Source organism: Pseudomonas sp. PGPR N4, assembly GCF_059693665.1.
On the sequence record NZ_JCAUKV010000003.1, the window covers coordinates 80,672 to 101,135 of the forward strand.

Sequence of the window (20,464 nt, forward strand, 5' to 3'; positions counted from 1 at the left end):
TGTGTTGAGAAAAGGGCAAGTCAGTGCATGAAGCCTTCCATGAAGTCGGCCACGCCGCTGGCCAGGCGCCGGCGCCAGGGGGCGCTGGCAGGGTTGGCGAGGGTGCGGTCTTCATGGACGAAGCTGCGGATGATCGCGTTGTAGCCCAGCCAGCGGCAGGGCTCGGGCGGCCAGCTCGCCAGGCTCGTCAGCGGGCAGTTGTCGTGTACCCAGGGCTGTGCGGTCAGCTGGTTGTGCTGGCCAAGAATCAGCGCCGCCAGGGTGCGCCCGCCCAGGTTGGTCGCGCCTACACCTTCGCCGCCGTAGCCGCCGGCGAGGGCGATGCCGCGCTGACGATCACACAGCATGTGCGGGCGGAAGCGCCTGGCCATGCCTAGGTTGCCGCCCCAGGAATGGGTAATACGGGCGTTTTTCAGCTGCGGGAACAGCTCGCCAAACAGATAGCGGCGCAGCTCGATCTCGTGGTCCTTGAGGTTGAAGTCTTCGCGCAGGCGGCCGCCAAAGCGATAGCCACCACGCGCACCGAACACCAGGCGGTTGTCGGCTGTGCGCTGGCCGTAGGTGACCTGGCGGCTGTTCTCGCTGAAGGCCTGCCCCTGGTTCAGGCCGATCTGCTCCCAGGTCGACTCCGGCAACGGCTCGGTGGCGACCAGCAGGCTCTGCACCGGCAATTGGTGCTTGCCTAGCGGCGGCAGGCTGGCTGCGTAACCCTCCACGGCCGGCACCAGCCAATGGGCGCGGACGTTGGCATGGGGCGTGCGCACCATGCCAGGCTGCAGATCAAGCGCAGGGCTGTTCTCGTAAATGGTCACGCCCATGCGCTCGACCGCTCGGGCCAGGCCGCGCACCAGTTTGGCCGGCTGGATGGTGGCGGTGTGCGGGCTGAAGATCGCCCCGTAAGGGCTGCTAACGCGCAGCTGTGCATCCAGTTGTTCAGGACGCAGCCAGCGGTAGTCGTCTTCGTTCATGCCCTGGCGGTAGAGCTCGTCGAGGTGGGCACGCAGGCTGCGCTCCTGCTCCGGATACCGCGCTGCGCAGTACAGTACGCCACCTTTGCGGTAGTCGCAGTCGATGCCTTCATGCTGCAGCACGTTGTGCACTTCGTCAGGGATGCCATGCAGCAGGTCGATACTGGCGCGGCGCAGCTGCGGCGACAGGGTAGCGAGCAGGCGGTCTTCGCCCAGCAGGTTGCCCATCAGCCAGCCGCCGTTGCGCCCGGAGGCACCGAAGCCGGCGATGTTGGCTTCGACAATGGCAATGCTCAACTGCGGCGCCTGCTGTTTCAGGTAATAAGCGGTCCACAGGCCGGTGTAGCCGGCGCCGATGATGCACACGTCGACATCGAGGTCCTTGGCCAGGGCCGGGCGGGCGTCGAGGGGCTCGTCGAGCTGGTCCATCCAAAGGCTGATCGTGCGCCAGGGTTGCATCAGGTGCAGCTCCACATCGGTAAGGTCTGTGGCTGATCCTAGGTTGTGCTGGCGGCGGCTGTCTTACGTGCGTGCACGCAGCGAAAGTTGTTTTACGTAAGCCTTGGGCGACAGCCCGGTGTGCTCGCGAAACGCCTTGTAGAATGCTGACAGCGAGTTGAAACCGGCGCCGAACGCCAGCGCATCCATGGTGGCACCGCCGCTGCTGCCGTCGAGCCCGGCCAGCAGGTGCTGCAGACGCGCCTGGTTGACGTAGCGATAGAAGCTCTGGCCGAGCACCTGATTAAGCAGGTAGGAAATCTGATTGCGGCTGTAGCCGCTGTCCTTGGCCACTTGTTGCAGGTCCAGCTCAGGGTCCAAGTAGGGCCGCTGGCGCTGAAAGTAATGCTCAAGATCCTGTGCCATGGTGCTCAGCTGACGCGGTGACAGGCCCAGCCGGCTGGTGGCAGGACGCAGGCCGCCGTTGCTGATGCTCTTGCTGCCCTGACGGACCAGTGTGGCGTATTCGTTGACCCGCCAGATCAAGCCGTCCTTGACGGTGATCGCCTCACTGGAGTGAAACGCAGTCAGGCCATCGCCGCCCTGCACCGTGACCTCGTACTGGATGAAAGCGGTGCAGCCGTCGACCCTGATGCGGTCACTGTGAATGATGTCTTCGCCTGCTTCACGGGGCAGGCAGGCGCGTACGTACTCGCGCAGCTCGGCATGGCCCATTACACGGTTCTGGAAGAAGTCGTGGTACTCGACGTCGGGGTGATACAGGGCCATCACCCCGTCGAGGTCGCGGTGTTTCCAGCACAGGTGATAGCGCAGCACGGTGTCGGCTGTAACGGGCGTCTGGGCGGGGCCGTCGGGCAGGGTAATCGATGTCATGGGGTGATGGTGCCGGGCCGCTCAGCGCCGGGCAAGTGCGCGTTGCCGAGGCCCCATTGCAGAAACCCTGAGTGGTATATGGCCATTCGGGTTTTATGCACGATCTTCCCTATACGTTTTTTTGTAAGTAGTTGATTTATATAGATGTCATTTTTTGTCGCAATTGGCACAGTGTCTGCACTAGTGCAAGTGCAAGCAAACGGAACCGTTGCTAACTACAAAAGGCGCTGCCACATGATTACCACTGCCGAGCTATCACCCACTGCCGCCGATGCCTCGAACCATTCGGGCGTGTCCTGGGCGGCGATCTTCGCCGGTGCCGCTGCTGCTGCGGCCCTTTCATTGATCCTGATGATCCTGGGCGCGGGCCTGGGCTTCGCTGCAACTTCGCCATGGGCCCATGAGGGTGCCAGTGCCAAGGCGCTGGGTATCTCGACCATTATCTGGCTGCTGCTGACGCAGATTATTGCATCGGGCGCCGGTGGCTATGTTGCCGGTCGCCTGCGGGTCAAGTGGGCCAATCTGCATGCTGATGAAGTGTACTTCCGCGACACCGCGCATGGCTTCCTGGCGTGGGCTGTGGCGACTCTGGTAACCGCAGTGCTGATCGTCAGCATGCTCGGCAACGTCCTCAGCGCTGGCGCGCAGGCCGGTGCAGCTGCAGTGGGCGGCGCGGCTACTGCTGCGACCGCAGTAGTGGGCAAGACCGATGCTGACCCAATGGGTTATTACATCGACAACCTGTTCCGCAGCGAAGGCCCAGCGCCTGTAACAGACGACGCTGCTACCGCAGTTGCCGGTCGCATCGTTGCCCGTGCCGTAGCCAACGACGGTGCTCTGTCTGCTGATGACCGTACCTACCTGGCGCAATTGGTTGCTCAACGTACCCGCCTGACTCAGGCCGAGGCCGAAGCTCGCGTCGACCAGATCTATACCGAAGTGCAGCAGGATGCACAGAAAGCCAAGGTAGCTGCTCAAGAAGCCGCTGATACCGCCGCCAAGGTCGCTGCCTGGACCGCTCTGTGGACCTTCATCGGCCTGCTTTGCGGCGCGTTCTTCGCCTGCCTTGCTGCCCTGTTTGGTGGCCGTCAGCGTGATCAGGCTCGCTGGATCGACGTCGACGACGCGGCTTATGTCGGTCGCCGTACCGTTCACACCAACAGCGCGCCGATTCGCTAATCAACTGAACTGACCAGGAGAACTACCATGCGCTCGATTCTGCTTTGGATGATTGGGGTACCGATCCCTGTGATCATTTTGATCGCGATCTTCATGCACTGATAAAACCGGGGGGCGCTTTGCGCCCCTTTCGCGACACAAGGCCGCTGCTACAGCTCAGACCGCGTATTTCGTTATCTCGCGGCGTCTGTAGGAGCGGCCTTGTGTCGCAAAAGGGCTGCGAAGCAGCCCCAGCTATCTAAAGAAACTGCTCCGCGTAATGACACGCCACCTGCCGCGTCCCCACCTGCCGGAACGCCGGCACCTCCTTGCTGCACCGCTCCGTGGCATACGGGCAACGCTTGTGAAAGGCACAGCCATCTGGTGGATTCAACGGATTGGGCAGCTCACCCACAATCCGAATCTTCGGCTTCAACGGGTCTGGATGAATCGCCGGGGTCGCTGACAACAACGCCTGGGTATAAGGGTGCAGCGGCTTGTCATAGATATCCGCCTTCGGCCCCATCTCCGCAGGCCTGCCCAGATACATCACCAACACCTGATCAGCCACATGCCGCACCACCGCCAGGTTGTGCGAGATGAACACGTAAGCGGTGTTGAATTCCTTCTGCAGGTCCATGAACAGGTTCAGCACCTGGGCCTGGATTGACACATCCAGCGCCGATGTCGGCTCATCCGCCACCAGCACCTTTGGCTGCAGCATCATCGCCCGGGCCAGGGCAATGCGCTGGCGCTGGCCACCCGAGAACATGTGCGGATAACGCTGATAATGCTCCGGTCGCAAACCCACCTGCTGCATCATTGCCTGAACTCTCTCGCGGCGCTCCTGCTTGCTCAGCGAGGTGTTGATCAGCAATGGCTCGGCCAACTGGTCACCAATCTTCTGCCGCGGATTGAGCGAGGCATACGGGCTCTGGAACACCATCTGCACATCACGGCGCAGTTGCTTGCGCTGCTCCTTGCTGGCGCCAGTGACTTCGGTGCCTGCGATCTGCAACGAGCCGGCAGTGGGTTCTTCGATCAAGGTCAGGGCGCGGGCCAGGGTCGACTTGCCGCAACCCGACTCGCCGACCACCGCGAGGGTCTGGCCCGCTTCGAGCTCGAACGACACGCCATTGAGTGCCCGCACCAGGGCATGGCCCTTGAACAGGCCGCGAGAAACCTGGTAATGGCGGGTAAGGTCACGTGCGCTGAGTACGGCAGTCATCACGCCACCTCCTGGTTCAGTGGATAGAAGCAGCGCGCCAGGCTCTGGCTCTTGGGCTCGAGCGCTGGTCGCTGCGTGCGGCAGTTGTCGCGCACATACGGGCAGCGCGGCGACAACAGGCAGCCCTGCGGCCGGTCATAGCGGCCGGGGACGATGCCGGGCAGGGTGGCCAGGCGTTCGGCACCGATGCTGTGCTCGGGGATAGCCGCCAGCAAGGCTTCGCTGTAGGGATGCGCGGGCACGTCGAACAGTTCAGGCACCTGACCAACTTCAACGGCCTGGCCGGCATACATCACGCAGACCCGCTTGGCGGTTTCGGCCACCACGGCGAGGTCATGGGTGATCAGGATCAGCGCCATGTTGCGCTCCTGCTGCAGGTTGACCAGCAGCTCCATGATCTGCGCCTGAATGGTCACATCCAGCGCCGTGGTCGGCTCGTCGGCAATCAGCAGCTTGGGCTCACCGGCGATGGCCATGGCAATCGCCACACGTTGGCTCATGCCGCCGGAAAGTTGGTGCGGGTAGGCCTGCAAGCGGCTTTCGGCAGCCGGAATCTCGACTTTTTCGAGTAGCTCCAGGGCCCGTTGCCGGGCCGCTTTGCCTTTTAAACCGAGGTGCTGGCGCAGTACTTCTTCGATCTGGAAGCCGACCGTGTAGCTGGGATTGAGCGCGGTCATCGGGTCCTGAAAGATCATCGCGATGTCCTTGCCGACGATCTTGCGCCGCTGGCGGCCACTGAGCTTGAGCATGTCGGTGCCGGCGAAGCTCATGGTGTCTGCGGTGATCCAGCCGGGGGCGTCGATCAAGCCCATCAGGGCCATCATGGTCACCGACTTGCCCGAGCCGGACTCGCCGACGATGGCGACGATCTCGCCGGCATCGACCGCCAGGTCCAGGCCATCCACCACCGGCACTGCCGAGGCATCGCCGAAGCGCACATTGAGGTTGTTGATCTGCAATAGCGACATGGCGTGGTCCTCAGGCGGCGTTCTTGAGTTTCGGGTCCAGCGCATCGCGCAGTCCGTCGCCCATCAGGTTGATTGCCAGCACACTGAGCAATATGGTCAAACCGGGCAGGCTCACCACCCACCAGGCGCGTTCGATGTAGTCGCGGGCCGAGGCCAGCATGGTGCCCCACTCAGGCGTTGGCGGTTGCACACCCAAGCCAAGAAAGCCCAGTGCTGCGGCATCGAGGATGGCTGAGGAAAAGCTCAAGGTCGCCTGCACGATCAGCGGCGCCATGCAGTTCGGCAGCACGGTGACGAACATCAGCCGCGGCAGGCTGGCGCCGGCCAGTCGGGCAGCGGTGACGTAGTCGCGGTTGAGTTCGCCCATCACCGCGGCGCGGGTCAGGCGCACGTAGGCCGGCAGCGAAACGATGGCGATGGCGATCACGGTATTGATCAGGCCAGGGCCGAGGATCGCGACGATGGCCACTGCCAGCAGCAGCGAAGGCAGGGCCAGCATCACGTCCATCAGGCGCATGATCGACGGCCCGAGAATCCGCGGAAAGAACCCGGCCAAAAGGCCGAACAGCACGCCCGGGATCAGCGAAATCACCACCGACGACAGGCCGATCAGCAGCGACAGGCGCGCGCCCTGGATCAGCCGCGACAGCAGGTCACGGCCAAGCTCGTCGGTGCCGAGGATGAACTGCCAGGTACCGCCTTCGAGCCACACCGGCGGGGTCAGCAGGAAGTCGCGGTACTGCTCGCTCGGGCTGTGCGGTGCAACCCATGGCGCGAACAGCGCGCAGAACACCACCAGGGTCATGAATGCCAGGCCTGCGACCGCGCCCTTGTTGCGCGCGAACGCTTGCCAGAATTCCTTGTACGGTGACGGGTACAGCAGGCTTTGATCGACCGGGCTGGGCGCGGTCACGGTGTTGCGCGTATTACTGCTCATGACGGGGCCTCAGCGCTGGTGACGGATACGTGGATTGGCCAGGCCGTAGAGAATATCCACGACGAAATTGACCAGAATGACCAGGCAGGCGATCAGCAGGATGCCGTTCTGGACCACGGGATAGTCACGGGCGCCGATGGCTTCGATCAGCCATTTGCCGATGCCCGGCCAGGAAAAGATGGTTTCGGTCAGGACCGCGCCTGCCAGCAACGCGCCGACCTGCAGGCCGAACACCGTCAGCACCGGGATCAGCGCATTGCGCAGGCCATGCACGAACACCACCCGCGCTGGCGACAGGCCCTTGGCGCGGGCAGTGCGGATGTAGTCCTCGCGCAGCACTTCGAGCATCGACGAGCGGGTCATGCGGGCGATTACCGCCAGTGGAATGGTGCCAAGCACGATGGCCGGCAGAATCAGGTGCATGAGCGCATCCTTGAACGCGCCTTCTTCGTCACTGAGCAGGCTATCGATGAGCATGAAGCCGGTCCGCGGCTCAATATCCAGCAAGGGATCGATGCGCCCGGATACCGGCGTCCAGCCAAGGCTCACCGAGAAGAACATGATCAGGATCAGGCCCCACCAGAAGATCGGCATCGAGTAGCCGGCCAGAGAAAGCCCCATCACCCCGTGATCGAACAGCGAACCGCGCTTGAGGGCGGCGATCACGCCGGCGAGCAAACCGACGACGCCGGCGAAGAACAGCGCCGCCAGGGCCAGTTCGAGGGTCGCCGGGAACAGCGTGGTGAACTCGCTCCAGACGCTCTCGCGAGAACGCAGCGATTCACCCAGATCGCCCTGGGCGAGCTTGCCGATGTAGTCCAGGTACTGCACCGGCAGCGGCTTGTTCAGGCCCAGGCGCTCCATAGCTTGGGCGTGCATTTCAGGGTCGACCCGGCGTTCGCCCATCATCACTTCGACCGGGTCGCCGGGGATCAGGCGAATCAGGGCAAAGGTCAGCAGAGTGATACCGAAGAACGTCGGAATCAGCAGGCCCAGACGTCGGGCAATAAAACTCAACATGCTTGGTGTACCTCATCAGCCGGCCAGCCCGCCATCGGGGCGGCTGGTCCGGATTGCGCCGCCGGCTCCCGTGCAGGCTGCCAGCGGTCATTGTTGTCGTGCTACTCCACCCGGGTTGTGGCAAAGTTATTGTTGGTCAGAGGGTTGAGCTGATAACCCTCCACATTCGCACGCATGGCCGTGAACACTTTCGGATGGGCCATGCTGATCCAGGGTTGGTCGCCATCGTACACCGCCAAGGCCTTGAAATAGAGGTTTGCCCGTTGATCTTCGTCGATCACGGTGCGCGCCTGACTGATCAGTGCCTGAAACTCAGAGTTGCACCAGCGTGCATAGTTCTCGCCGCTTTTGGCCGCATCGCAGCTGAGCAGCGGAGTGAGGAAGTTGTCCGGGTCGCCGTTGTCGCTGCCCCAGCCTGTAGAGACCAGATCGGCCTCGCCGTTTTTCGCCCGGCGCAGCATCTCGGCCCACTCCATCACGCGGATTTCAAGCTTGATGCCGATCTGAGCGAGGTCTGCCTGGAGCATCTCGGCAGACAAGCGCGGGTTGGGGTTGGTCGGACCGCCGCCGTTGCGCGTGAACAGGGTGAGCGCGGTGCCGGGCGGCACTCCGGCCTCTGCCAGCAACGCGCGGGCCTTGTCCAGATCACGAGGTGGGTTGTGGTTGTCGGTATTGAAGCCGGACATGCTTGGCGGATAAGGGTTTACCGCCATCAGCGCGTTGCCTTTGCCGAACAACTGGTCGACATGCGCCTGGCGGTCGAAGGCTAGGTTGATCGCGCGGCGCACGCGCACATCGCTGAGGTATTTGCGTTGGGTATTCATGGCGATATAGCCGGTGACCAGCGCTTCCAGCTCTGCCACCTTCAGGCGTTTGTCCTGCCTGATCAAAGGCACATCGTCAGGCTTGGGATGCAGCGCGACCTGGCATTCATTGGCGTGCAGTTTCTGGACCCGCACGTTGTTGTCGGTGGCGATCACGAATATCAGCGGGTCAGCCGGCGGCTTGCCGCGGAAATACTCCGGGTTGGCCTTGTAGCGCACCTGAGCATCCTTGCGATAACGCTGGAAGATGAACGGACCGGTACCGATCGGCTTGCTGTTGAGCAGGTTGGGGGTGCCGGCCTTGAGTAGCTGATCGCCATATTCGGCGGAGTAGATCGAGGTGAAGGCCATGGCCATGTCACGCAGGAACGGCGCTTCCGGCCGATTGAGGGTAAAGACCACGGTGAGCTGATCGGTCTTCTCGACCGACTTGATCAGTTTGCTGAACGCCATGCTCTCGAAGTACGGATAACCGACACTGGTCTTGTTGTGCCAGGGATGGTTCGGATCGAGCTGACGGCGAAAACTCCAGAGCACGTCGTCGGCGTTGAAGTCGCGCGTCGGCGTGAAGTAATCGGTGCTGTGGAATTTGACCCCTGGGCGCAAGTGGAAGGTGTAGGTCAGGGCATCGGCACTGATCTCCCAACGCTCGGCCAGCGCTGGCTGGATATCGGTGGTGCCGGGTTTGAAATCGACCAGGCGGTTGAACACGGTCTCGGCCGAAGCGTCGGCAGTCACTGCGGTGGTGTACTGAACGATGTCGAAGCCCTCAGGGCTGGCCTCGGTGCACACCACCAGCGGCTTGGCCGCAACGTTTGCCGCTGCGGCGAGGGTCAACAGGGCTGCCAGGGCAGCGCGTAGGGATAGAGATGTCATGCAACCTCCCTGCTATGAATGATCCAGCGTAGCCGCCACGGCCGGCCTCAGCGAGCCGCGGCGGCTACGGTCAAAGGATGTTGAAAGGGATGGTGGTGACGATGCGCAGTTCATCCAGGCTGCCGTCGGACTGCGCCTTGCTGGCCCGGTGGGTGGTATAGGTAGCGCGGATGCTGGTGTCTTTCAATGGGCCGCTCTGCAGCACATAGCTGCTGCCGACACCCCACTCGTAGTGGGTCTCGCCGTCCACACCGCGCACGTCATAGGCCGTACCGCGGTAGTGGGTGCCGTCGATGCCCCAGCCGCGGGCGTTGTACAGGTTGAACTTGAGTCCGGGCACGCCGTAATAAGCCATGTTCAGGACATAGGCCAACTGCAGCGATTTCTCGTTGGGGCCGTTGAAGTCCGAGAGTAATGAGTTGGCCAGGTAGATGCCGTTGGTTTCATGCAGGTAGTCGAAATACTCGTTGCCCATGACCTGCTGCCAGGACGCCGTCAGGCTGTGCGCCTGATGAGTCAGTCCCAGCGACAGGCTGTAGGTGTCGTTATCGATTTTACCGAGCTTCTTGCGGCCTTCGTCCTTGGTTTTGTAGTAGTGCAGGGCGCTGGTCAGGCTCAGGCTTGCGCTGTCTCCCAGCACATGGTTGGCGCCGAAGTAGTACTGGTTCCAGAAGTCATCCACCTTGGCCGCGTACAGGCTGGCGCTCAGGTTGGGCAGCGGCTGATAGTTGAGGCCGACGGTGCTGGCGCGGTCGGTTTCCAGGCCAGCAGCGCCATACTCGCTGCGGAACTTGCTCAAGCTTTGTTCGGTACGTGGCGAGACTCGGTCGAAGCTGGCGAAGTCGAACGAGAGCTTGTCGAATTCGGCGCTGTGCAGGCTGACGCCTTGAAAGCTCGAGGGCAGAGCACGGTTGCCGATGCTGGCCAGCATTGGTGTGTCGAGCGACTGGCGGCCCGCAGTCAGGGTGGTGTTGGAAATCCGCGCCTTGATATTGGCCAGGCCGGCTTTGCTCCACTGGTCGAGCGGGTCGCCATTGCTGTGGGTCAGGGTACGGTTGTTGGGGCCGGCCACCGAGCGGCGGTCGCGCTCCAGGGCTACAGCGTTGTAGGCCGCCACTTCTGCGGCGAAGCCGACGGTGCCCTGGGTGAAGCCTGAGCTGTAGTTGAGGATGCTGCCCTGCAGCCAGTTGCTGCGGCTATGCGTGTCGTGGCGGCTGCCGTCGCTTTTGCTGTACTTCCACAGCGGCGCGCGTGCTGCGCGTTCGCGGGCATACCAGTTGCGGGTGCTGCCGGTGACGCTTTGGCCGTCGAAAAAGCCGCTGGCGTCGGCCTGGGCACTGGGCCTGAGCTTGAGGGTGAAGAACTCATCGCCGAGCGTGTCGGCCTGGGCGGCCGTGCAGAACGCACCTAGCGACAGTGCCAGTGCAGTGGTTACGGGTAGTTTCATGGCTACAGCTCCATTGTATTTTTTTAGTTATCGCCGCGCCTTGTGAGCGCGGGGTGGTTGCGGTGTTGCCGGAGGACGCGGGGTGTCCGCGAAGAGGGCGGGCGCAGCGGCTCAATCGACGCTGACGCCAGTGAAGTCATTGCGGCCAAATGGGCTGACCTTGAAGCCCTGGACCCGAGTGCTGAGCGGCTGATTGACCGTCGAATGTGCTACCGGGGTAATGGGTACCTGCTGCTTGAGGCGCTGCTGGGCCTGTTGATACAGCGCGCTGCGCTGGGCGGGGTTGGTGACCTGTTTGGCCTGCTGGACCAGTTGGTCGTACTCGCGATCGCACCAGCGCGAGTAGTTGTTGCTGCCGATGGCGGCGCAGCTGTAAAGCGTGCCCAGCCAGTTATCGGGGTCGCCGTTGTCGCCGGTCCAGCCGATCAGGGCAACGTCATGCTCGCCACTTTTCATCCGCTTGACGTATTCACCCCACTCGTAGCTGACGATGCGCACCTTGAAGCCGAGCTTGTTCCAGTCGGCCTGAAGCATCTCTGCCATCAACTTGGCGTTGGGGTTGTAAGGACGCTGCACGGGCATGGCCCAGAGGGTGATTTCGGTGCCGGGCTTGACCCCGGCCTCGTCCAGCAGGCGCTTGGCCTTGGCCGGGTCGTAGAGGGCGTCCTTGATGCTGGTGTCGTACGACCATTGCGTCGGCGGCATGGCATTGACGGCCAGTTGCCCGGCGTCCTGGTACACCGCCTGCAGGATCGCCTGCTTGTTGACCGCCATGTCCATGGCCTGGCGCACCTGCAACTGGTCAAACGGCGCGTGCTGAGTGTTGTAGGCGATATAGCCGAGGTTGAAGCCCGGCATGCTCAACACCTGCATGTTGTCGTCAGTGCTGAGCATCGGCAGGTCGGTAGGCCTTGGATTCAGGGTCACCTGGCATTCGTTACGCCGCAGCTTCTGCATCCGCACCGACGGGTCGACGTTGATCGAAAAGATCAGGTTGTCCAGCTGCACTTGCTCAGGCGCCCAGTAGTGCGCGTTGCGCTTGTAGCGGATCTGCGAGTCTTTCTGATACTTGCTGAACACAAACGGCCCGGTGCCGATGGGCTTGCGGTTGATGTCGGTCGGGCGGCCGGTGGCGAGCAGCTGCTCGGCATACTCGGCGGAGAGGATCGAGGCGAAGCTCATGGCGATGTTCTGGATGAACGCTGCATCGACGCTATTCAGGGTGAAGTTGACGCTCAGCGGATCGTTGCTTTCGATCCTGGCGATGTTCTTGTCCAGGCCCATGCTGACGAAGTAGGGAAACTCGCTGGGGTACGCCAGGCGGAAGCGGTGCTGACGGTCGAGCATGCGCTGGAAGGTGAACAGCACGTCATCGGCGTTGAAGTCGCGGCTTGGCTTGAAGGTTGAACTGCTGTGGAATTTCACTCCCGCACGTAAGTTGAAGGTGTAATGCAGGCCGTCGTCGCTGACCTGCCAGCTTTCGGCCAGCGCCGGTTGCACTGCGGTGCCGCCGCGCTCGAACTCGACCAGGCGGTTGTAGATCGGTTCGGCGGCGTCATTGTCGGTGGCGCTGGTGTACTGGGCGGTGTCAAAGCCGGCCGGGCTGCCCTCGGAACAGAACACCAGGCTGTTGCCATGGCTGAGCGATGCCTGGGTCAGCAAGCCCAGGCCTAATACAACCGAATACAGCGGAATATGGCGCATGGCAGATCCTTCTCCTCATCCAATGTCAGCCGCAGCGGGGGCGCTGGAGCGGCAACAATTGCTCGTTCCTGACGTTACGTCGGGAGGGAAGGAGGCGACAGGTTGTGATTTCCCCAAGGGCTGTAGGGATTTTCCGACGGAAGTGGGGGATCCGTCCGATGGCCTGATTACAGCGCCCACTGCCAAGGGCTGGCAGTGGGCCTGGCGGGGTTATTTGGCGACGCTTACGCCGTAGAAGGAGTTGAGGCCGAACGGGCTGATCTTGAAGTCCTGCACTGTGCTGCGCATCGGCTGGTACACAGTCGAGTGAGCGATCGGGGTAATCGGCACCTGCTGTTTGAGGATGTGCTGCGCCTGTTGGTACAGCTCGCTGCGCTTGGCTTGGTCAGGGGTGGCCTTGGCCTGCTTGATCAGGTCGTCATAGGGCTTGTAGCACCACTTGGAGAAGTTGTTGCCGTCGACCGCATCGCAGCCGTACAAGGTGCCCAGCCAGTTGTCCGGGTCGCCATTGTCACCGCTCCAGCCGATCAGCATGGCGCCCTGTTCGCCGCCTTTGGAGCGCTTGATGTACTCACCCCATTCATAGCTGACGATCTTGGCCTTGATGCCAACCTTGGCCCAGTCTGCCTGCAGCATCTCGGCCATCAGCTTGGCGTTGGGGTTGTATGGGCGCTGCACGGGCATGGCCCACAAGGTGATCTCGGTGCCTTCCTTGATGCCGGCCTCCTTGAGCAGCTGCTTGGCTTTTTCCGGGTCGTAGGGGGCGTCCTTGATGCTGCTGTCGTAAGACCACTGGGTCGGCGGTAGGGCATTGACTGCCAGCTGGCCGGCGCCCTGGTACACCGATTCAATGATCTGCGGCTTGTTCACCGCCATGTCCAGGGCCTGGCGAACCTTGAGCTGGGCCAGCGGGTTGGGCTGGTTGCTGCCTTTGATCTGGTCCATCACGTTGTAGGCGATATAGCCCAGGTTGAAGCCAGCCTGGTCAGGCATCTGCAGGTCTTTGTCGGCCTTGAGCGGCTGGATGTCGGCCGGTCGCGGGAACAGTGTCACCTGGCACTCGTTACGCTTGAGCTTCTGCATGCGCACCGAGGCGTCGGTGGTGATGGCGAAGATCAGGTTGTCGAGCTTGACCTCACCGGCTTGCCAATACTGCTTGTTGCCCTTGAAACGGATCAGCGCGTCCTTTTGATACTTGTTGAAAACGAACGGGCCGGTGCCGATCGGCTTCTGGTTGATGTCGGCCGGCTTGCCCTGCTTTAGCAGTTGATCGGCGTATTCCGCTGACTGGATCGAGGCAAAGCTCATCGCCATGTTCTGGATGAACGCTGCATCTACCTCATTGAGGGTAAAACGTACGCTGTGCTCATCGATTTTTTCGACGCTGGCGATGTTGCGGTCCATGCCCATGTCGGTGAAATAAGGGAATTCGCTGGGGTATGCCTTACGGAACGGGTGGTTCTTGTCGAGCATGCGCTGGAAGGTGAACAGCACGTCATCGGCATTGAAGTCGCGGCTCGGTTTGAAGTACGGCGTGGTGTGGAACTTGACCCCTTCACGCAGGTGGAAGGTCCAGGTCTTGCCGTCGTCGGAGACGTCCCAGCTGGTCGCCAGACCCGGAATCACCTTGGTGCTGCCGCGCTCGAACTGGCTGAGGCGATTGAAGATGGTCTCGGCCGAAGCGTCGAAATCGGTGCCAGTGGTGTACTGACCAGGATCGAAGCCTGCCGGGCTACCCTCCGAACAAAACACCAGGTTGCTCGCGGCGCTGGCCGACGGCGCTCCGGCGAGCAAACCTGCGCCGAATAAAAGCGGAATGACTGCATGTTTGAGCATGATGGCCTCATTGTTGTCATTTTTAGCTGAGATGGCCTTGTGAGCCGACCCATCGATCTTTATGCGCGGCAGATTGGCAATGCAACAGTGTGGGGGATAGCTGGCAAGCGGAATGTGGAACGAGCGTACGATAATGTCGCCTAGGTGTAATTAATAGCGAAGTTGATCGTTTGCGCGGCGAAGATGGCGGCTTTTTGCCATATGTTGCGCAGCGGGATGTCAAGGAGGAAGCGCCGCATTGGGGCGTAGGAAAGGGCTTAAAGCGATGTAAGAGGGGGCCGTAAAGCGGCCCCTTCCGGTATAACGTGCAGATCAATCGATCAAGGCATCAGCACTTCAATCAAACCGTCAGCATTCATGCTGACTTCACTGGTGCCCGCTTCGATTTCAGGCGCCACCGCCGCCTCATCAGCCCCCATGGCTTTCATCGCCATTGGCGCGCTGCGCATATAAGGGCGCGGATAGCCGCTGCTGTTCAGGTTCAGGTTGACCACCTTGTAACCCTTGCCGCCGAGGGCCTCGGTCGCCAGCTGAGCGCGAGCCTTGAAGGCATTTACCGCATCCTTGAGCAACTCGTCTTCGCTGGTCTTGCGCGTAGTCTGGGCAATGGAGAAGTCCATGCCGCCCATCTTCAGGTCCTGCAGCAGCTCGCCGGTGAGTTTCGACAGGGTCGGGAAGTCGGCGCTCTCGAGGCGCAGCTCGGCACGCTCGCGCCAGGCGGTGATCTTCTGACCCTTGGCATCGTAGACCGGGTAGCTGTTGCGGCTGCCCTGGCTGATTTTCACTTCCTTGACCTGACGCGCCTGCTGCATGGCCTTGTTCATGGTCTCGGTAATGTCCTTGGCCAGCTTGCCCGGATCGCTGTTCTGAGCTTCGCTGTAAAGGGTCACGACCATCAGGTCGCGGGGCACTTCCTTGCTGACTTCGGCGCGTAGCGAGACCTGGTTGTAACGCGGCTCTTCAGCCAGCGCCGGGAGGCTGGCCAACAGGCCGCAGGAAAGCAGCAGGGCAGTGCTGCGACGAGACATATGCATAGGTGACTCCTTGGCGAAGAATAGGCGTGGCGAGTAATTGTCCATGCCACGCATGGCCCATAGGACCGGTTTCAGTGTAGTGGGTTCAAAAGTGCCATCATCAAGCTGTGACAAAGTGTGGCGCTTTGCCGCAGCGCTGCAGTGCAAGGCCAGGCTTGGGTATACTCCCGCCGATGTCCCTGGAGCACTCATCAGGAGAGCTCATGCTCGCTGCCGCACAACCGTTGTCTGCAACTCGCCAGAACCTCTGGCGCCTGACCGTTATTCGGGTCCTGGTGCTGGCCGCCCAGGCCGGCTCGGTCGGCGTTGCCTACTGGACCGAACTGCTGCCGCTGCCGTGGCTGTCGCTGGCGGCAACCCTGGCGCTGTCATCGCTGCTGTGCGCCTTCACCGCCTTGCGCCTGCGCCTGTCGCTGCCGGTTACCGAACTCGAGTACGCCTTCCAGCTGGCCTGTGACCTGCTGATTCACAGCGCCTTGCTGTACTACTCGGGTGGCTCGACCAACCCGTTCGTCTCCTATTACCTGGTGCCGCTGGCGATTGCTGCGGTGACCTTGCCGTGGATCTACTCGCTGGTGCTCTCGGGCCTGGCCCTGGTCGCCTACAGCCTGTTGCTGGTGCAGTTCTATCCGCTGGAAACGCTGCCGCTGGCGCGCGACACCATGCAGGTCTACGGCATGTGGCTGAGTATTGCCCTGGCCGCGGCGGTGATCACCTTCTTTGCCGCACGCATGGCCGAAGAGTTGCGCCGCCAGGAGCAATGGCGTGGCGAGCGCCGCGAAGAGAGTCTGCGCGATGAGCAATTGCTGGCCGTCGCCACGCAGGCCGCCGGTGCCGCGCATGAGCTGGGCACGCCGCTGTCGACCATGAGCGTACTGATCAACGAGATGCGCCAGGACCATCACGACCCGCAGTTGCAGGAGGACCTGGCGATCCTGCAAGACCAGGTCAAGCTGTGCAAACAGACCCTGCAGCAACTGGTGCGCGCCGCCGAGGCTAACCGACGCATGGCCATCGTCGAGCAGGACGTTACCGCCTGGCTCGACGAAGCACTCAACCGCTGGCACCTGATGCGGCCCGAAGCCAGTTACCGCTTCCAGCGCCTGCGCGATGGCGAGGTGCCGCAACTGACCCCACCGCCCGACCTGACCCAAGCGCTGCTGAACCTGCTTAACAATGCTGCCGATGCCTGCCCGGATGACCTTGAAGTGCGCCTCGACTGGAGCGCCGAGGACATCATCATCAGTATCCGCGACCATGGCCCGGGCATTCCTCCGGCCATTGCCGAGGCCATCGGCAAACCCTTCTTTACCACCAAGGGCAAAGGCTTCGGTCTTGGCCTGTTTCTGAGCAAGGCCAGCGTTACGCGTGCGGGCGGCTCGGTGAAACTCTATAGTCATGAGCAGGGCGGCACGCTTACCGAGCTGCGCCTGCCCCGTGGCAAGCGAGGAGATGAATGATGACTGATGAAACCCAGATCGACGGCGAAGAGCTGCCGCACCTGTTGCTGGTAGACGACGATGCCACCTTCACCCGGGTCATGTCCCGGGCCATGAGCCGCCGCGGTTTCCGCGTAAGCACCGCGTCGTCGGCCGAGGAAGGTCTGATCCTGGCCCAGCACGACCTGCCCGACTATGCCGCGCTGGACCTGAAAATGGACGGTGATTCGGGCCTGGTGCTGCTGCCCAAGCTGCTCGAGATGGACCCGGAAATGCGCGTGGTGATCCTCACCGGTTACTCGAGCATTGCCACTGCGGTCGAGGCGATCAAGCGTGGCGCCTGCAATTACCTGTGCAAACCGGCTGATGCCGATGACGTGCTGGCGGCGTTGCTGTCCGAGCACGCTGATCTGGATTCGCTGGTACCGGAAAACCCCATGTCGGTGGACCGCCTGCAGTGGGAACACATCCAGCGCGTGCTCGGCGAGCACGAAGGCAATATCTCCGCCACGGCGCGGGCGCTGGGCATGCACCGGCGCACCTTGCAGCGCAAGCTGCAGAAGCGCCCGGTACGCCGCTGAGGTGAGCGCTGCCGACTGGGTCGAGTGACGACCCAGCCGGCAGCGTGTACTTCACCCGCGCGTTACCTCCGCCTCCCGTGCCACGGTCTTGTGCGCTAGCAGCGTGTAGATGCACGGCAGCACAAACAGCGTGAACAAGGTCCCGATCGACATCCCGGTGGCAATCACCATACCGATGTCAAAGCGGCTGACCGCCCCAGCGCCTGTCGCCAGAATCAACGGCACCATGCCGAACACCATCGCCGCGGTCGTCATCAGCACTGGCCGCAAGCGGATCGCCGCCGCCTCTTCGATGGCTTCGCGCACATCCAGCCCCTTGTCCTTGCGCAGCTGATTGGCGAATTCGACGATCAGAATGCCGTGCTTGGTAATCAGCCCGATCAACGTCACCAGGCCGACCTGGGTGTAGATGTTCATGCTCGACAGGCCCAGGAACAACGGCAGCAAGGCCCCGCAGATCGACAACGGCACCGTCACCAGAATCACCAGCGGGTCACGGAAGCTCTCGAACTGCGCCGCCAGCACCAGGAAGATGATCGCCAGCGCGAGGCCGAAAGTTACCCACAGCGCGCTGCCTTCCTGGACGAACTGCCGCGATACCCCGGCGTAGTCGAACGAGAAGCCTTCTGGCGCTTCTTCACTGGCGATCTGCCGCACCGTCGCCAGCGCTTCGTCCATGCTCACCAGTGGCACGCCCTGAATGATCGCCGAGTTCAGTTGCTGGAACTGGTTGAGCTGGCGCGGTCGAGCACGGTCGCTCAGGGTGATCAGGGTCGACAACGGCAGCAGTTGGCCCTGGTTGTTCTTCACGTAGTAGCTGTTGAGCCAGTCGGGATTGTCGCGATAGGCGCGTTCGACCTGGGCGATGACCTTGTAGCTGCGCCCTTCGAGGGTGAAGCGGTTGATCTCGCCTTCGCCGAGCAGGGTGGCCAGGGTGCCGCCGAGCACGTCCATCGACACGCCCATCTGCGCCGCCTTGGCCCGGTCGATGTCGACCACCACCTCGGGCTTGTCGAACGCCAGGTCGATGTCGAGGAAGGCGAACTTGCCGGACGCCTGCGCGCGCTCCTTGACCCGCTGGGCGACCTCGAGCAGCGCCGGGTAATCACCGGCAGTATTGATTACGAACTGGAACGGCAAACCTTCGCCAGTGCCGGGCAGCGCCGGCAGGTTGAAGCCGAAGATCTGCAGGCCGGCGATTTCGGCAAGCTTGGCCTGGACCAGTGGCAGCAGCTCCATCTGGCTGCGCTCGCGCTCGTTCCACGGCTTGAGCAGGAAGCCACCGATGCCGCTCTGCACGCCATTGAAGCCGTTGATCTGGAACGACGAGTAATACTCCGGGAAGCCTTTGAAGATCCCGGTGTACTGATTGGTATAAGTGTTCAGGTAATCAAGGTTGGTCGGCTGCGGCGCACTGCTGATCATGAAGATCACGCCCTGATCCTCGTCGGGCGCCAGCTCGTTCTGGGTGAACTTGAGCAGCACCGGGATCAGGCACAGGATGATCACGGCAAACACCACCACCACCGGCCTGGTGTCGAGGGTGCCGTGCAGCAGCCGTTGATAACGCAGCTTGAGGCCGTCGAAGATCCGGTCGAGGCGATGCGCCAGGCCACTGGCGTTCTGCTCGCGGCGCAGCAGCAACGCGCACATCATCGGCGACAGAGTCAGGGCGACGATGCCGGAGATCACCACTGCACCCGCCAGGGTCAGGGCAAACTCCTTGAACAGCGCACCGGTCAGGCCTTCGAGAAAACCAATTGGTGCATACACCGCAGCCAGGGTAATAGTCATCGACACTACCGGTATCGCAATTTCGCGGGCGCCCTGCAGCGCCGCATCGAACGGCGTCTTGCCTTCCTCGATATGGCGATGGATGTTTTCCACCACCACGATCGCATCGTCCACCACCAGGCCGATCGCCAGCACCATCGCCAGCAAGGTCAGCAGGTTCAGCGAGTAGCCCATGGTCTGCATGAAGAACAGCACGCCGATCATCGACAGCGGGATGGTGACGACCGGGATCAGCACCGAGCGCAGCGCGCCGAGGAACAGGAACACCACGACGATGACGATCAGCACCGCTTCGCCGAGGGTCTTGATCACTTCGTCGATGGAGGCCTGGATAAACAGCGTCGCGTCGTAGGCAATCGACACCTTGAGCCCGGCCGGTAGTTGACCTTCCAGCTCCGGCATGACCCGCCGCACTTCCTTGATGACCTCGAGCGGGTTGGCCGACGGCGTGGCCTTGATGCCGATGTACACCGAGGGCGTGCCGTCGAACGAGCTGACCGTGTCGTAGTTCTCTGCGCCCATCTCGACCCGGGCGACATCGCCGAGCAGCACCCTGGTGTCGCCGGCCGTCTTCAGCGGCAATGCAGCAAACGCCTCCGGTGATTTCAATTCGGTGGTGGCGTTGATGCTGGTGACCACGTACTCGCCCTTGACCTCGCCTGCGGCCGAGAGGAAGTTGTAGCGGCGCACGGCATCGGTGACGTCATTGGCGGTCAGGCCGAAGCCGGCCAATTTGACTGGGTCGATCCAGATGCGCATGGCAAACACCTGGTTGCCGAGGATCTCGGCCTCGGCCATGCCCGGTAGGGTCGCCAGCTTGGGCTGGATCACCCGTGACAGGTAGTCGGTGATCTGCGGGTTGCTCATCTGCTCGCTGTAGAAGCTGATGTACATCAGCGCCGAGGCGTCTGCTGCCTCCTTGCTCAATACCGGCGCTTCGGACTGCTGCGGCAGCTTGTTGCGCACTTCGTTGGCCTTGGCCAGCAGCTCGGTGAACAAGCGGTCGCTGTTGGCGCCAACCCGTGCGTAGATCGAGATGATGGAGAAGTTCTGCCGGCTCACCGAGGTCATGTAGTCGATGCCTTCGGCACTGGCCAGGCTCTGCTGCAGCGGCTGGGTGATATAGCCCTGGATGGTCTCGGCGTTGGCCCCGGGGTAGGCGGTGGTCACCGTGATCAGGGCGTTTTCCATTTGTGGGTACTGGCGGATCTGTAGTTTGCTCCAGGCCTGAAAGCCGAGCAGCAGGATCAGCAGGCTGACCACACTGGCCAGCACCGGGCGGCGGATGAACGGGTCTGTGAACGCCATGTCAGCCTCC

General features: G+C 62.2%; 15 protein-coding genes. 3 read left to right on the forward strand and 12 right to left on the reverse strand.

What is annotated here, in order from left to right:
* Positions 1-20: 20 nt before the first annotated feature.
* A complete protein-coding gene (locus AC58X1_RS14155) occupies positions 21-1,427 on the reverse strand; it encodes an NAD(P)/FAD-dependent oxidoreductase (RefSeq protein ID WP_101322950.1) in 1,407 nt (468 codons plus the stop codon).
* A gap of 63 nt (positions 1,428-1,490) precedes the next feature.
* Positions 1,491-2,300 carry an AraC family transcriptional regulator gene (locus tag AC58X1_RS14160; RefSeq protein ID WP_150570797.1) on the reverse strand — a complete coding sequence of 270 codons (810 nt, stop codon included), beginning with the start codon at positions 2,298-2,300 and terminating at the stop codon, positions 1,491-1,493.
* A gap of 234 nt (positions 2,301-2,534) precedes the next feature.
* Here AC58X1_RS14160 and AC58X1_RS14165 point away from each other — a divergent pair, with 234 nt between their 5' ends.
* Positions 2,535-3,479, forward strand: a complete 945-nt coding sequence (locus AC58X1_RS14165; RefSeq protein WP_497429018.1) for a hypothetical protein — start codon at positions 2,535-2,537, stop codon at positions 3,477-3,479.
* Positions 3,480-3,717: 238 nt separating this feature from the next.
* On the opposite strand, the gene AC58X1_RS14170 is transcribed toward AC58X1_RS14165, so the two are convergent.
* From AC58X1_RS14170 to AC58X1_RS14210, 9 genes are all read right to left on the reverse strand, one after another.
* A complete protein-coding gene (locus AC58X1_RS14170; protein WP_101316745.1) occupies positions 3,718-4,686 on the reverse strand; it encodes a peptide ABC transporter ATP-binding protein in 969 nt (322 codons plus the stop codon).
* Positions 4,686-5,654, reverse strand: a complete 969-nt coding sequence (locus tag AC58X1_RS14175; protein ID WP_101316747.1) for an ABC transporter ATP-binding protein — start codon at positions 5,652-5,654, stop codon at positions 4,686-4,688. Before AC58X1_RS14175 ends, AC58X1_RS14170 begins: the two co-directional genes overlap by 1 nt.
* Before the next feature lie 10 nt (positions 5,655-5,664).
* Positions 5,665-6,591 (reverse strand): ABC transporter permease subunit, encoded by a 927-nt coding sequence (locus AC58X1_RS14180; RefSeq protein ID WP_181108495.1) that lies wholly within the window; start codon positions 6,589-6,591, stop codon positions 5,665-5,667.
* A gap of 9 nt (positions 6,592-6,600) precedes the next feature.
* Positions 6,601-7,611 carry an ABC transporter permease subunit gene (locus AC58X1_RS14185; RefSeq protein WP_101316749.1) on the reverse strand — a complete coding sequence of 337 codons (1,011 nt, stop codon included), beginning with the start codon at positions 7,609-7,611 and terminating at the stop codon, positions 6,601-6,603.
* A 101-nt stretch (positions 7,612-7,712) separates the two neighbouring features.
* A complete protein-coding gene (locus tag AC58X1_RS14190; RefSeq protein ID WP_150570800.1) occupies positions 7,713-9,311 on the reverse strand; it encodes an ABC transporter substrate-binding protein in 1,599 nt (532 codons plus the stop codon).
* Between the two features lie 70 nt (positions 9,312-9,381).
* Positions 9,382-10,758: an OprD family porin gene (locus AC58X1_RS14195; protein ID WP_497429019.1), complete on the reverse strand. Its 1,377-nt coding sequence runs from the start codon at positions 10,756-10,758 to the stop codon at positions 9,382-9,384.
* A 111-nt stretch (positions 10,759-10,869) separates the two neighbouring features.
* Entirely contained in the window at positions 10,870-12,462 is a 1,593-nt protein-coding gene (locus AC58X1_RS14200) for an ABC transporter substrate-binding protein (protein WP_497429020.1), read from the reverse strand.
* Between the two features lie 210 nt (positions 12,463-12,672).
* On the reverse strand, positions 12,673-14,298 hold the full coding sequence (locus tag AC58X1_RS14205) for an ABC transporter substrate-binding protein (RefSeq protein WP_181108492.1): 1,626 nt from the start codon (positions 14,296-14,298) through the stop codon (positions 12,673-12,675).
* 320 nt (positions 14,299-14,618) lie between these two features.
* A complete protein-coding gene (locus AC58X1_RS14210; RefSeq protein ID WP_101316759.1) occupies positions 14,619-15,332 on the reverse strand; it encodes an SIMPL domain-containing protein in 714 nt (237 codons plus the stop codon).
* A gap of 203 nt (positions 15,333-15,535) precedes the next feature.
* Between AC58X1_RS14210 and AC58X1_RS14215 the strand changes: the two genes are divergently transcribed.
* Both AC58X1_RS14215 and AC58X1_RS14220 read left to right on the forward strand, forming a co-directional pair.
* Positions 15,536-16,792 (forward strand): ATP-binding protein, encoded by a 1,257-nt coding sequence (locus tag AC58X1_RS14215; protein ID WP_101316761.1) that lies wholly within the window; start codon positions 15,536-15,538, stop codon positions 16,790-16,792.
* Positions 16,792-17,352, forward strand: a complete 561-nt coding sequence (locus AC58X1_RS14220; protein WP_101316763.1) for a response regulator transcription factor — start codon at positions 16,792-16,794, stop codon at positions 17,350-17,352. Before AC58X1_RS14215 ends, AC58X1_RS14220 begins: the two co-directional genes overlap by 1 nt.
* Positions 17,353-17,403: 51 nt before the next feature.
* Here the strand turns inward: AC58X1_RS14220 and AC58X1_RS14225 are convergent, their stop codons facing one another.
* On the reverse strand, positions 17,404-20,454 hold the full coding sequence (locus AC58X1_RS14225; RefSeq protein ID WP_150572079.1) for a multidrug efflux RND transporter permease subunit: 3,051 nt from the start codon (positions 20,452-20,454) through the stop codon (positions 17,404-17,406).
* Positions 20,455-20,464 lie beyond the last annotated feature (10 nt).